The sequence below is a fragment of the Verrucosispora sp. WMMC514 genome (genome assembly GCF_027497295.1).
GTDB classification, from domain to species: domain Bacteria; phylum Actinomycetota; class Actinomycetes; order Mycobacteriales; family Micromonosporaceae; genus Micromonospora; species Micromonospora palythoicola.
Window position 1 is genome coordinate 5,763,428 of the sequence record NZ_CP114906.1, and the last position, 12,786, is coordinate 5,776,213.

General features: G+C 70.0%; 12 protein-coding genes and 2 pseudogenes. 11 read left to right on the forward strand and 3 right to left on the reverse strand.

The window, feature by feature from the left end; translation table 11 throughout:
• The first annotated feature begins 2 nt into the window (after window positions 1-2).
• The 5 genes from O7597_RS26730 to O7597_RS26750 all read left to right on the forward strand — a co-directional run bounded on the left by O7597_RS26730 (window position 3) and on the right by O7597_RS26750 (window position 5,106).
• A complete protein-coding gene (locus O7597_RS26730; protein ID WP_269741449.1) occupies window positions 3-413 on the forward strand; it encodes a VOC family protein in 411 nt (136 codons plus the stop codon).
• Window positions 410-2,785, forward strand: a complete 2,376-nt coding sequence (locus O7597_RS26735) for an excinuclease ABC subunit UvrA (protein ID WP_269741450.1) — start codon at window positions 410-412, stop codon at window positions 2,783-2,785. Before O7597_RS26730 ends, O7597_RS26735 begins: the two co-directional genes overlap by 4 nt.
• A gap of 301 nt (window positions 2,786-3,086) precedes the next feature.
• Window positions 3,087-4,298 (forward strand): helix-turn-helix transcriptional regulator, encoded by a 1,212-nt coding sequence (locus O7597_RS26740; protein ID WP_269741451.1) that lies wholly within the window; start codon window positions 3,087-3,089, stop codon window positions 4,296-4,298.
• Window positions 4,299-4,447: 149 nt separating this feature from the next.
• On the forward strand, window positions 4,448-4,813 hold the full coding sequence (locus O7597_RS26745) for a hypothetical protein (RefSeq protein WP_281581090.1): 366 nt from the start codon (window positions 4,448-4,450) through the stop codon (window positions 4,811-4,813).
• Complete coding sequence (locus O7597_RS26750; RefSeq protein WP_348650771.1) at window positions 4,810-5,106, forward strand: hypothetical protein; 297 nt, start codon at window positions 4,810-4,812, stop codon at window positions 5,104-5,106. Before O7597_RS26745 ends, O7597_RS26750 begins: the two co-directional genes overlap by 4 nt.
• A gap of 233 nt (window positions 5,107-5,339) precedes the next feature.
• Here the strand turns inward: O7597_RS26750 and O7597_RS26755 are convergent.
• Window positions 5,340-5,462, reverse strand: a pseudogene (locus O7597_RS26755) (helix-turn-helix domain-containing protein); the annotation flags it as partial.
• 71 nt (window positions 5,463-5,533) lie between these two features.
• On the opposite strand from O7597_RS26755, the pseudogene O7597_RS26760 reads away from it, so the two are divergent.
• The 3 genes and pseudogenes from O7597_RS26760 to O7597_RS26770 all read left to right on the forward strand — a co-directional run.
• A pseudogene (locus O7597_RS26760) lies at window positions 5,534-5,731 on the forward strand (hypothetical protein); the annotation flags it as partial.
• Between the two features lie 302 nt (window positions 5,732-6,033).
• Window positions 6,034-7,533 carry a SulP family inorganic anion transporter gene (locus O7597_RS26765; RefSeq protein WP_269741454.1) on the forward strand — a complete coding sequence of 500 codons (1,500 nt, stop codon included), beginning with the start codon at window positions 6,034-6,036 and terminating at the stop codon, window positions 7,531-7,533.
• The gene (locus O7597_RS26770) at window positions 7,533-7,979 is read left to right on the forward strand and encodes a MerR family transcriptional regulator (protein WP_269741455.1); all 447 of its coding nucleotides are present in this window, start codon (window positions 7,533-7,535) and stop codon (window positions 7,977-7,979) included. Before O7597_RS26765 ends, O7597_RS26770 begins: the two co-directional genes overlap by 1 nt.
• A gap of 93 nt (window positions 7,980-8,072) precedes the next feature.
• Here O7597_RS26770 and O7597_RS26775 read toward each other — a convergent pair whose 3' ends face one another.
• Window positions 8,073-8,714 (reverse strand): response regulator transcription factor, encoded by a 642-nt coding sequence (locus tag O7597_RS26775; protein WP_269741456.1) that lies wholly within the window; start codon window positions 8,712-8,714, stop codon window positions 8,073-8,075.
• Window positions 8,715-8,780: 66 nt separating this feature from the next.
• Between O7597_RS26775 and O7597_RS26780 the strand changes: the two genes are divergently transcribed.
• From O7597_RS26780 to O7597_RS26790, 3 genes are all read left to right on the forward strand, one after another.
• On the forward strand, window positions 8,781-9,506 hold the full coding sequence (locus tag O7597_RS26780) for a HAMP domain-containing sensor histidine kinase (protein ID WP_269741457.1): 726 nt from the start codon (window positions 8,781-8,783) through the stop codon (window positions 9,504-9,506).
• A gap of 84 nt (window positions 9,507-9,590) precedes the next feature.
• Entirely contained in the window at window positions 9,591-10,460 is an 870-nt protein-coding gene (locus O7597_RS26785; protein WP_164446993.1) for a manganese catalase family protein, read from the forward strand.
• 69 nt (window positions 10,461-10,529) lie between these two features.
• Window positions 10,530-11,636: a putative manganese transporter gene (locus O7597_RS26790; RefSeq protein ID WP_269741458.1), complete on the forward strand. Its 1,107-nt coding sequence runs from the start codon at window positions 10,530-10,532 to the stop codon at window positions 11,634-11,636.
• A gap of 231 nt (window positions 11,637-11,867) precedes the next feature.
• Here the strand turns inward: O7597_RS26790 and O7597_RS26795 are convergent, their stop codons facing one another.
• Complete coding sequence (locus tag O7597_RS26795; RefSeq protein ID WP_269741459.1) at window positions 11,868-12,557, reverse strand: DUF2306 domain-containing protein; 690 nt, start codon at window positions 12,555-12,557, stop codon at window positions 11,868-11,870.
• Between the last annotated feature and the right edge of the window lie 229 nt (window positions 12,558-12,786).

Below are 12,786 nucleotides of genomic sequence, written 5' to 3' on the forward strand. Positions count from 1 at the left end.
CCATGGACATCACGATCAACGCCAGCTTCCTGCCGCACACCGACCCGGACGCCAGCCTGGCCTTCTACCGGGACCTCCTCGGCTTCGAGGTCCGCAACGACGTCGGCTACCAGGGCATGCGTTGGATCACCGTCGGCCCACCCGGTCAGCCCGGTACGTCGATCGTGCTGCACCCGCCGGCCGCCGATCCGGGGGTGACCGAGGAGGAACGCCGTACCATCACCGAAATGATGGCCAAGGGCACCTACGCCTCGATCCTGCTGGCCACGCCCGACCTCGACGGCGTGTTCGAGCGGTTGCAGGCCAGCGACACCGAGATCGTCCAGGAGCCCACCCAGCAGCCGTACGGTGTTCGTGACTGCGCGATCCGGGACGCCGCCGGCAACATGATCCGTATTCAGGAAGTGCGATGAGCAGCGACAACCGGTCGGCGCCACCCGCCGCCGACAGCCACGATCTGATCCGGGTGCAGGGTGCCCGGGAGAACAACCTCAAGGACGTCACCGTCGAGCTGCCGAAGCGCCGGCTCACGGTGTTCACCGGCGTCTCCGGTTCGGGCAAGAGCTCGCTGGTGTTCAGCACCATCGCGGCGGAGTCGCAGCGGCTGATCAACGAGACCTACAGCGCGTTCATCCAGGGATTCATGCCGACGCTGGCCCGGCCGGAGGTCGACGTCCTCGACGGGCTGACCACCGCGATCATCGTCGACCAGGAGCGGATGGCCGCCAACCCGCGCTCCACCGTCGGCACCGCCACCGACGCCAACGCCATGCTGCGGATCCTGTTCAGCCGGCTCGGCAAGCCGCACATCGGCTCTCCGCAGGCGTTCTCCTTCAACGTCGCCTCGATCAGCGGCGCGGGCGCGGTGACCATCGAACGTGGCGGCACCACGACGAAGGAGCGGCGCAGCTTCAGCATCACCGGTGGCATGTGCCCGCGCTGCGAGGGCACCGGGCGGGTCAACGACATCGACCTGACCGCCCTCTACGACGACAGCAAGTCGCTCAACGAGAGCGCGATCACCGTGCCCGGTTACAGCATGGACGGGTGGTACGGCCGGATCTACCGGGGCAGCGGCTTCTTCGACCCGGACAAACCAATCCGGAAATACACCAAGAAGGAGCTGCACGACCTGCTCCACAAGGAGCCCACCAAGATCAAGGTCGACGGGATCAACCTGACGTACGCGGGTCTGATCCCGCAGATCCAGAAGTCGTTCCTGTCCAAGGACGTCGAGGCGATGCAACCGCACATCCGCGCCTTCGTGGAGCGGGCGGTCACCTTCACGACCTGCCCCGACTGTGGTGGCACCCGGCTGAGTGAGGCGGCCCGGTCGTCGAAGATCAAGGGCGTCAACATCGCCGACGCCTGCGCGATGCAGATCAGCGATCTCGCCGAGTGGGTGCGCGGGCTGCGCGAGCCCTCCGTGGCGCCGTTGCTGGCGTCGTTGCGGCACACCCTCGACTCCTTCGTCGAGATCGGGCTCGGCTACCTCAGCCTGGACCGGCCGTCCGGGACGCTCTCCGGCGGGGAGGCGCAACGCACCAAGATGATCCGCCACCTCGGCTCGTCGCTCACCGACGTCACCTACGTCTTCGACGAGCCCACCATCGGGCTGCACCCGCACGACATCCAGCAGATGAACCGCCTGCTGCTGCGGCTGCGCGACAAGGGCAACACCGTGCTGGTCGTGGAGCACAAACCGGAGACGATCGCCATCGCCGACCACGTCGTCGACCTCGGTCCCGGCGCCGGCACGGCGGGCGGCACCGTCTGTTTCGAGGGCACCGTCGAGGGGCTGCGGGCCAGCGGTACGCTCACCGGCCGCCACCTCGACGACCGGGCCACCCTCAAGAAGTCGGTGCGTACGCCCACCGGGCAGCTGCCGATCCGGAAGGCCTCGACGCACAACCTGCGCGACGTCGACGTCGACATCCCGCTCGGGGTGCTGGTCGTGGTCACCGGCGTCGCCGGTTCGGGTAAGAGTTCCCTGGTGCACGGGTCGATCCCACCGGGCGCCGGTGTGGTGTCGATCGACCAGGGCGCGATCCGTGGCTCACGGCGCAGCAACCCGGCGACGTACACCGGACTGCTCGACCCGATCCGCAAGGCGTTCGCGAAGGCCAACGGAGTGAAGCCGGCGCTGTTCAGCGCAAACTCCGAAGGCGCCTGCCCGAACTGCAACGGTGCCGGGGTCATCTACACCGACCTGGCGATGATGGCCGGCGTCGCCACCGTGTGCGAGGAGTGCGAGGGCAAGCGATTCCAGGCATCCGTGCTGGAGTACCACTTCGGCGGTCGCAACATCGCCGAGGTGCTCGCGATGCCGGTCAGCGAGGCGGAGGAGTTCTTCGGCGACGGCGAGGCCCGTACGCCGGCCGCGCACCGCATCCTCACCCGGCTCGCCGACGTCGGCCTCGGCTACCTCAGCCTCGGTCAGCCGCTCACCACCCTCTCCGGCGGCGAACGGCAGCGGCTCAAGCTGGCCACCCACATGGCCGAGCAGAGCGGGGTCTACGTGCTCGACGAGCCGACCACCGGGTTGCACCTCGCCGACGTCGAGCACCTGCTCGGCCTGCTCGACCGGCTCGTCGACTCCGGCAAGTCGGTGATCGTCATCGAACATCATCAGGCGGTCATGGCGCACGCGGACTGGATCATCGACCTGGGTCCAGGTGCTGGTCACGACGGCGGCCGGATCGTCTTCGAGGGAACCCCTGCCGACCTCGTCGCGGCCCGGTCCACCCTCACCGGCGAGCACCTCGCCGCCTACGTGGGCGCCTGAGCAGCCACCGAGGAGGTCACTGGTTCGATCCAGGATCAGTGAGCGCCACCCCCATTTCCTAAACCGTGCGCTCTGGGCTCGTGAACGGCAGCGGGTGGCACGTGGGCGAGCGCGCGTGGCGGCAGACCTCCCTGCCGGACAAAGCGCTCAGGCTTTACAAGCGAAGGGTCGGGGTGCCTGCCGGATGCGGAGGTCGCCGGCGTGTAAGGGGTTATGAGGCAGCCTGCGGATCGGTAGCGTTGGGCGTGTCTGCGGCCGGATGGGTCGGTGGTGCTTCCGGGGCTACGCGAGGAGGTTCCGGGTGGATTCCTTGCCGGAGTTGACGTTCGGGCAGCGGTTGAAGGTCTACCGGGAGCGGTCCGGGAAGACTCGGGCGGTGCTCGGTGGGTTGGTGGGTCGTAGCGCCGAGTGGGTCAAGGCGGTGGAGACGGACCGGATCTTGCCGCCGCGTCTGCACATGATGGACCGGATCGCGCGTGCCCTGAAGATCGACGTGTCTGCCTTGGCTGTGGAGTTGGGTGACCGGTCTGCGGTGGTCAATGGGCCGGAGCATCCGGCGTTGGCGTCGGTGCGGGATGCGGTGAACCGTGTCGCGTTCGCCGGTGACGCCCCGGCGGAGTCGTTGTCCAGGCTGAGGGAGCGGCTTGCGGTGGCGTGGCGGGCACGTCATCAGGCGTCGGATCACCGGACGGTGCTGGGCGGGTTGTTACCGGGGTTGCTGCGGGATGTGCAGCGTGCCGTGTTGGTGTACGAGGGCGACGATCGGCGGCAGGCGCAGGCGTTGTTGGCGGAGACACTCGGGTTGGCGCAGATGTTCATCGCGTACCAGCCGGCGGCCGAGTTGTTGTGGCGGGTGGCGGATCGGGCGATGGTGGCGGCGCAGGAGTCCGGTGATCCGGAGGCGGTTGCCGGTGCGGGGTGGTTCCTGTGCCAGGTGCATCGGGACGCCGGGGATTGGGACACCGCGATGGCGGTGACGCTGGATGTGCTGTCGGCGCTGGAGTCGCAGGCGGCCACCGGGAGCACGAATCTGCTGGCGTTGTGGGGTGCGCTGAACTTCGAGGCCGCGTACACGGCCGCTCGGGCCGGTGAGGAAGGGCGGGCCTGGCGGTACTGGGATCGCGCGGACCGGGTGGCGCAGCGTCTGCCGGAAAGCTTTTACCAGCCGCAGACGTCGTTTTCTCGGGTCATCATGGGCGCTCACGCGGTGACTGTGGCGGTGGAGTTGCAGAAGTCCGGCGAGGCGGTGCGGCAGGCTCGCCGCCACGATACGGCGGCGATCCCGTCGAGGCCGCGTCGGGCACGCCATCTGATCGAGGTCGCGCGGGCGCACTACGGCAAGGACGACCCGGAAGCGACAGTGGCGACGCTGCGGCAGGCGTACGAGTCGGCTCCGGAGACGATCCGCTTCAACGGGTACGCCCGCCAGATCACCTTGGACCTGCTCGATGGGCCGCGCGCCACCCGGGATGATGCCCGTGACCTCGCGGTCCGAGTCGGACTCGTCTCGTGATCCAGAGGTAGGAACCTTACCCATTCCGCCGCGCAACCGACCGTAGCTTCTCGCTCACGGGATGCGGCGGGCGGTGCGAGTCACGCCCGGTCGCCGCGTCCCCCTCAATCAGAGGGCGAAGAGGCTGCCCTCGTGAGCGACGAGGGAGGGTGCGTGCGGCGCGTCTCGTACGACGAGTACCTGTCGGCCACCGCGTTGACGTTTGCCCGCCGGCATCGCCCGGTGTGGTCGTGGCAACTGTGGCGGCGGGTCTGTCGGTGCGGAGCCGACTTGCCGTGCCGTGTCCGGCACCGCCTCCCGATCAACCGCGGGCACTGGCCGACCGAGGAGGAACAATGATCAACGGCGCGGAGCAAGCCATCCTCGCGGTGCACGTCCGAGGGCTCGACGGATTGTGTGTCGGTTGCCGGGCGTGGTGGTCGCGGCTCGCCCCGTACCCCTGCTGGCAGGTGGACTGGGCGACCAGTCGGCAGGCCCGCGCGAGCGTCGCCCGGTTCCTTGGCGGCGTGCGGTGACCAGCCACGGCCCGGTGTTGCCGATCTGGAGGTGCGGCGGCTGCGACCTGCCCTGGCCGTGTCCGACGCGGCGGCGGGAGCTACGCGCGGATTACGCCGACGCTCCGGTGTCGCTGGCGCTCTACCTCGGTGCCTACCTCGTCCAGGCGGCCGAGGATACGCCCTGGGCACCGGCCGGCGCACTGCACCGTCGCTTCATCGGCTGGACCCGGCAGCCGGCGGAAGTACAGCAGCGGAGTACAGCAACCGTGCCGACCGGACGCGACCGACGCCAGCCCCACCAGGCCGGATGACCTCGGATCGAGCCCGGTCCGACCAGCGTGCCGAGAGTTCACACCGAAGAGGTCGGCTTCCTCGGGTGACGGGCTCGCGCTACCACTTCTCTCGCCACCACACCGCAAGCATTCCCACGGCCCCTACGAAGACTATGCATCCAGTCCCTCCGCAGATCAGTGCAGCAACGCCACCGAAGAAACCGAAGTCCCCGTAGTCCACGGCCTGACCCTACGCTTGAGGCGGGCTCATGACTGGCCAAGGCCTTACGCGCCGTGTTCCGCGAGACCCCCAGCCGGCGGCAGATGGCCTTGATCGCCATCCGCTCCGCCCGGTGCAACCGACGGATCTCCGCCCAGTCCTCCACGCTTAGCACCTCCCGATGCTTCCGGAGGGGGTCAAAATTCAGCCGGAACCACGGGGTCAGTTTCAGGCGGAGCCGACAACGCTCCGGTATCCCTGGCGCTGTACCTCGGTGGCTATCTCGTCCAGGCCGCCGAGGACATGCCGTGGGTACCAGCCGGCGCACTGCACCGCCGTTTCGTCGGCTGGACCAGGCAGCCGCCGGAAGTACCGCAGCGAAGTACCGCAACCACGCCGGCCGAACGGGGAAAGAGTGTCACCAGGCCGAATGACCTCGTATGAAGCCCGATCCGACCCGCTCGCCGAGAGTTCACACACCCGGCGGTGAGGCCTTCGCCATTCAATCGTGATGATCATCACCGTGGAGTGAAACCTACTCTCGCAGGAGGGTAGGTTCGGTGTCGGTCGTCGAGGTGCGGCTACGGCCCCTCGCGGTCTCTTGAGCGGTGTTCTCCTGGGCGATGATGCCCGGAAACGGTCCGGAAATGTCCGACCGGTACTGGTATGTGCAGATCACGCCGACCCTGCGGGGAGCGGCACCGGGTGGGCGCTCGACGCGCAAACCCCTGAGCGGAAACGGCTGTATGTCTTCGATGTTGTCCGCGGTCGTCCGGCCGCGTCTGTCCCGCCCGTCCTGGTTGTCGCCGAAGGTGTTCCGGACCGAGGTCCTCGCCGGGCTGGTGGTGGCCCTGGCGCTGATCCCCGAGGCGATCAGCTTCTCGATCCTGGCCGGGGTGGATCCGCGGGTCGGACTGTTCGCCTCGTTCACCATGGCCGTGGTCATCTCGATCTGCGGTGGCCGGCCGGCGATGATCAGCGCGGCTACCGGCGCGATCGCCCTGGTCGTCGCGCCCCTGGCGAAGGAGCACGGCCTCGACTATCTGATCGCCGCGGTGATCCTGGGCGGGATGATCCAGGTGCTGCTGGCTGCCCTCGGGGTGGCGAAGCTGATGCGGTTCATCCCGCGCAGCGTGATGGTCGGGTTCGTCAACGCCCTGGCCATCCTGATCTTCGCCGCCCAGGTGCCGCACCTGCTCGGGGTGCCGTGGCTGGTCTACCCGCTCGCCGGCCTGGCCCTACTGATCATGGTCGGGCTGCCGCGATTCACCCGGGTCGTCCCCGCGCCGCTGGTCGCGATCGTCGTGCTGACCATGATCACGGTCGCTGCCGCCGTGACCGTGCCGACCGTCGGCGACCAGGGTGAACTGCCGAACAGCCTGCCCACGCTCGGCCTTCCGCAGATCCCCTGGACAATGGACACCCTGGCGCTGATCGCCCCCTACGCCGTCGGTATCGCGCTGGTTGGGCTGATGGAGTCACTGATGACCGCCAAGCTGGTCGACGACATCACCGACACCCACTCCAACAAGACCCGCGAGTCCTGGGGGCAGGGCGTGGCCAACATCGTCACCGGCTTCTTCGGCGGCATGGGCGGCTGCGCCATGATCGGCCAGACCATGATCAACGTAAAGGCGTCCGGTGCCCGGACCCGCCTGTCGACCTTCCTGTCCGGCGTGTTCCTGCTCATCCTGGTCGTGGCGCTCGGCGACGTGGTCGCCACCATCCCGATGGCCGCCCTCGTCGCCGTGATGGTCATCGTCGCGGTTTCCACCTTCGACTGGCACTCCGTCGCCCCCGCCACCCTCAAACGCATGCCGCTGGGGGAGACCCTGGTCATGGTCACCACCGTCGCCACCACCCTGGCCACCCACAACCTGGCCATCGGCGTCGTCGCCGGCGTGCTCACCGCCATGGTCATCTTCGCCCGCCGGGTCGCCCACCTCGTCGAGGTCACCAGCGTGCTCGATCCCGACGGCGGCACCCGGATCTACTCCGTGCACGGCGAGCTCTTCTTCGCCTCCAGCAACGACCTGGTCTACCAGTTCGACTACGCCGGCGACCCGGAGAAGGTCATCATCGACATGAGTCGAGCCCACGTCTGGGACGCCTCCTCCGTCGCCGCCCTCGACGCCGTCACCACCAAGTACGCAGCACGGGGCAAGACCGTCGAGATCGTCGAGCTGAACAAGCCCAGCGCTGCCATCCACGGCAGCCTTGCCGGCACCCTCGGCGCGGGTCACTGATGCCTCGCACCGACCGCGACGCCGGGCCGCGACCCGTCAGTGGCCCGGCGGCGGGCCGACTCATGCAGATCGGCGAGGCCGCCGAGCGGGTCGGCCTGAGCATCCGCACCATCCGGCACTACGAACAGGTCGGGCTCATCGTCCCGTCGGCGCGTACCGACGGCGGCTTCCGCCTCTACACGGAACCCGACCTGGACCGCCTCGGCGTGGTCAAACGGATGAAACCCCTCGGGTTCACCCTCGACGAGATGCGTGACCTGCTCGGCGTCCTCGACGCGCTGCCCGCCAGCGACGGCGCTCAACGTGCTGCCCTGCTCGACCGGCTCGCCATGTTCCACACCCTCGCCGCCACCCGGGTCGACGCGCTCCGCGAGCAACTGGCCACCGCCCAAGGCTTCGCCGACACCCTGCGGCGGCGAATCGACAAGCACCCACTCCAGAGCTGATCGGCCGGGCGTCTCGGCCGGCGTGGGTCGAGGCACGGCCAGCGGTGTGTGAGTGGCCGGGCCGTGCGCTGCCGGTTCCGGCTCGACGGCCGGTCAGTCGCCCAGCAGACCGGCGTGCCCGGCGAGCGCCGCGGCCTCGGCGCGGGTGCCGACCCGCAACTTGCGCAGCAGCGCGGCGGTCATCCGTTTCACCGTGCGTTCCGAGACGTGCAACTGGTCCGCGATGGCCACGGTGCTGCGGCCGGCGGCGATCGACCGGAGCAGGGCACGCTCCTCGGCGTCGAGAGCGACCCGGACGCCCGGGCTGCCGTGCAGCAGGTCACGCAGAAGGTGCGCCGGCAACACCGCCCACCCGTCGAGAACCGCCAACAGGGGCGGCAGCAACGCCTCGGGTTCGGCACTCTTCGGCAGGAACGCCTCGGCGCCCGCTCGCAGCGCCTCCACCGCCGGCGTCGGATCGCTGTCACCGGACATCGCCACCACACGCACCCGTGGGGTCGTGCGGCGGATGGCCGCCACGGCGCGGATGCCGCCCGGCGTCGGCATGTGCAGGTCGACGAGGGCCACGTCCGGTAGGCACCGGCACATCAGCGCGGCCGCCGCGGCGGCGTCACCGGTGGCGCCCACCACCCGCACCCGACCAGCGGTGGCCGACGGCAGCAGCAGTTCGAGTCCACGGGCGAACAGCGGGTGGTCGTCGACGACGGCCACCCGGACGGCCGGGGACTCGGACATGCCTGTTCCCTTCCCGAGCGGGTACCGATCATGCGGCCGGTGCCACCTCGGGGGAGTGGGGAACGGATGCGCGGACGGTACCTCGGACGACTGCGGGAGGCGCTCCGCCGTACCGACGTTCCCGCAGGTGGTGCCCGGGCCGCTGGCTCCGGTGACCTGTTGCTTCGGGTACTGTGCCACGAACTTCGTACGCCGGTGACCTCGTTGACCTCGTTGACCCGGGCCCTCGCCGACGAGACGAGCCCGCTGACCGGCGAGCAGCGTCGGGCCATCTCCGCACTGGCCCGCGACCACGCGGCGTACCTGCAGAATCTGCTCACCGAGGCGGCGACGAGCGTGGGCGCCCTGACGCTGCTGGCCGGGGGGAACGACCATGCGGTGCCGCTGGCGGAGGTACTGCCCGCCGTCGCGATGCTCGTACCGGCGGAGCGCCGCCGCGTCCGGGTCACCCGGGAGGCCGCACGATGTGCGGTGTCGGCCCGCCGTACCCGGCAGATGGTGGGCAACCTGGTCGAGAACGCGCTGCGCCACGGACCTGCCGCAGGTCGGGTGGGCATCCATGCGGCCTGCCGTGGTGCCGACCTGAGCATCAGGGTGCTGGATGAGGGACACGTGGCGGACACCCTGATCGAGGCGCTGCGCCGGCCCGCCCCGGCCGTCGGCATGTCCGGCCTGGGCCTGTGGATCGTCCGGGAACTGGTCGCCGTCGACGGCGGCCAGGTACGCCTGCACCGGCTGCGCCCGACCGGGGTGGCGGTGGAGGTGCTGCTGCCGGCCCGCCGGGCAGGTTGACCCGTCCGGGCCGCCGGTTGGCCCGCACGGGCCCGCGATCGGGGAAGTGACCTCGGTGACAGCTGAGCTCATCGAGGAGGGCGCGTGTTCACCCATATCAAGGACCTGCAGTTCGAGGCGAAGCCGGACGGTCCCGACGCGGCGTTCGCCCGCCGGCTCCAGGAGATCCTGGGCGGCAAGTGGGGCGAGATGACCGTCGCCAACCAGTACCTCTACCAGGGGTGGAACTGCCGGCTGCCGGGCAAGTACAAGGATCTGCTGCTCGATGTGGGCACCGAGGAGATGGGCCACGTCGAGATGATCGCCACCATGATCACCCGGTTGCTCGACAACGCGCCGTTGTCGTTGCAGGAGGCTGCCGAGGACAACCCGATGGTCGGGGCGATCTACGGCGGTTCCAATCCCGCACACTTCATCCACGGCGGCGGCGGGGCGATGCCGGTCGACAGTGTGGGAGTCCCGTGGAGCGGCAGTTTCGTCACCGCCAGCGGCAACCTGATGGCCGACTTCCAGCTCAACGTCACCGCCGAGGCCCAGGGTCGCCTTCAGGTGTCGCGTCTGTTCAACATGACCGACGACCCCGGCGTGAAGCAGATGCTCCGCTTCCTGCTGGCCCGCGACACCATGCACCAGAACATGTGGATGGCCGCCATCGAGCAGCTCAGGGAGGACGGCCTGGAGGAGATGCCGGTGCCGGACGCCTTCCCCGACTCGCCGGACTTCACCGAGCAGTTCAGCTACACGTACCTCGACTTCTCTCCCGGCGAGGACGCCGCACAGGGACGCTGGGCCTCCGGACCGACACCGGACGGCAAGGGGGAGTTCCGCTACGAACACAGCCCGCGCGCCCACGCGCCCGAACCTGTCCTGCCCCCGGGCGACCCGCGTCTGTACGGAACCAACCCGGGCATGGCACAGGGCGTGGTCAACACCGTCAAGAGCAAGATCAGTTGACGTTCACCCGCCGGGCCGCCCACCGGACCGGGTGGCCCGGCGGGTGACGCCCGCCCGAGGAGGTGTGCCGTGACCGAACTCGTGCTGCGCCCGCTCGCGGACGCGTTCATGCAGGTGGGTGTGTACGTCGCCGTGATGGTGGCGCTGTTCGGCTGGCTGCGCTGGCGGTACGGGGACCGGGTCACCGACGGGCTGGCCCGTCGCCGCCGGGTGGGCCCGCTGGTCGGCGCGCTGCTGGGGGTCACGCCGGGCTGCGGCGGCGCGATCATCCTGATGCCGCTGTACGCCCGCGGCAAGGTCTCCTTCGGCACCGTGGTGGGTGCGCTGGTCGCGACCATGGGCGACTCGTCCTGGGTGGTGCTGGCCTGGAACCCGCTCTTCGCGCTGCAACTGCACGCGTTGCTGTTCGTGGCCGGCCTGGCCACCGGGTACGCCGTGGACGCCCTCGGCATCGATCCCGCCCGGTCCGCCGCCCGGCGGCGGCCGATACCCGTCGCGGCACCGGTGGACCTCGCCGCCGACGTCGGGCCCGACCTCACCGTGTCCCGTCGCCTGTTCGGTGGACTGCTGCCCCGGGTGCCCGCGTCGACCGCGTTCTGGGGGCTGACGACGCCAGCCTTCGCGGTGTCCGTACCGGTGGTGTTCCAGATCGTCGACCCGGCGGCGTTGACCGTGATCGGCGGGATCGACCCGTACCTGGCGCTCGGGGTGCTCGGCACGCTGGTCGCGGCGCTCATCTTCGCCGCCGGGCGGGGACGGCTGGCCGACGACACCCTGGAGACCGCGCACGCCAGTACCAGGGCTGCGACGCTGCGGCACAGCGCGCACGAGGCCTCGTTCGTTACGGTCTGGGTGGCGGTGGCCTACCTCGGCTGGCAGGTGCTGAGCACCACGACCGGCTTCGACGGTTCGCAGCTCGTCCTGACCGGCCTCGTCGGTGTGCTGGTCGGTGCACTGGTCGGCCTGGTACCCGGCTGCGCCCTGCAGATCGTCTTCACCGGCCTCTACGTCAGTGGCGGCCTGCCGCTACCCACGCTGGTCGCCAACGCGATCAGCCAGGACGGGGACGCCCTGATTCCGCTCGCCGCGCTGCGCCGCCACAGCGCGGTCATGGCGACCGCCATCACCACCGTCCCCGCGGTCGTCGTCGGCGGGGCGCTGCTCGTGTTCCTGTGAACCGGCCGAAGGAGCATGCCATGTCGTACTCGACGACGGACCCCGTCGCGCTGTCGCGGATCCGGCGCAAACTCGCCGTCTTCAGCGGTCTGAGTCTCGTCGCGGTGGCCGTGGGACTGCCCGCCTGGTCGGTCGCGGCACTGGTGCTGACCAGCCTGGCCATCCCCGTCGCCGTCGGGCTGACCGGCGGCGGCAGCCTCCTGCGGCACCTGCTCCGCCCGTCCGGAGGTCTCACACCGGAATCGCCCTGTCCTGTCGCGCGCGGCGTCCCCGAACCGCCGGAGGCGCCCCGACGGTGCCGCCGGCCCGCCGGATGATCCATTCCGCGAGCACCACGTTGATCAGCCAGGCGGCGGTCATCGTCCCGGTCCGACCGGACGTCGTGAGTGGACCGACGGCGGCGAGCCAGGCCAGCTGGGTGAAGAACTGGGTGCCCGCGCCCATCCCGATGGCGTAGCCACGGATCATCCACGCGCGGTGTCGGCCGAAGTCACGGCGCCGGACCGCCCCGAAGCCGAGGACGATCGACCCGGCCATGGCGACGCTGACCACCACCCGGACGGCGACCAACGCGTCACTGTCGAAGGGCCCCGGCGGCAGGAACAAGGTCAGCCACAGGCCGCTCAGCGCGGTGAGCAGCCCGCACGGAATCAGCAGCCGACCGGCGACCCGGTGCCAGCGGCGGTGGCGCCGGCGGAACCGGGGCGCGAACTGGAAGGCGCCGAGGACGCTGAACACGGTCACCGCGACGATGTGGGCGATCACGGGCAGCGGGGCCGAGGTGATCCGGTCACCGTCGGGCAGCACCTGGGCGCCGCCGGCGAACTCGGCCAGGCGGAGGCCCCCGGCGAGTACCGGCACGGCGGCGAGCACCAGCAGGCCGGCGGGGATGAGCCAGTTCGATCTGGCGGAAGACGTCACAGCGGTGCGTCCCTTCTGCTGAGGGCAGGACCGTGACCACGTCCCCGTCCCAGGCCCGCCCGGCGCTGGGCGGACGCGGGACGCGGTTCAGTCGGGAAGGGACCCGGTCGCTCCTGCTCCGTCGATCCTGGCGAAGTGCCGGGCGAGACTCATCGGAGTGCGGGCCGACGAGGACTCGGCCGATGGACGGGCCGGCCGGCCGTACTTTGGGCCGGGATGCCGGCGGTGT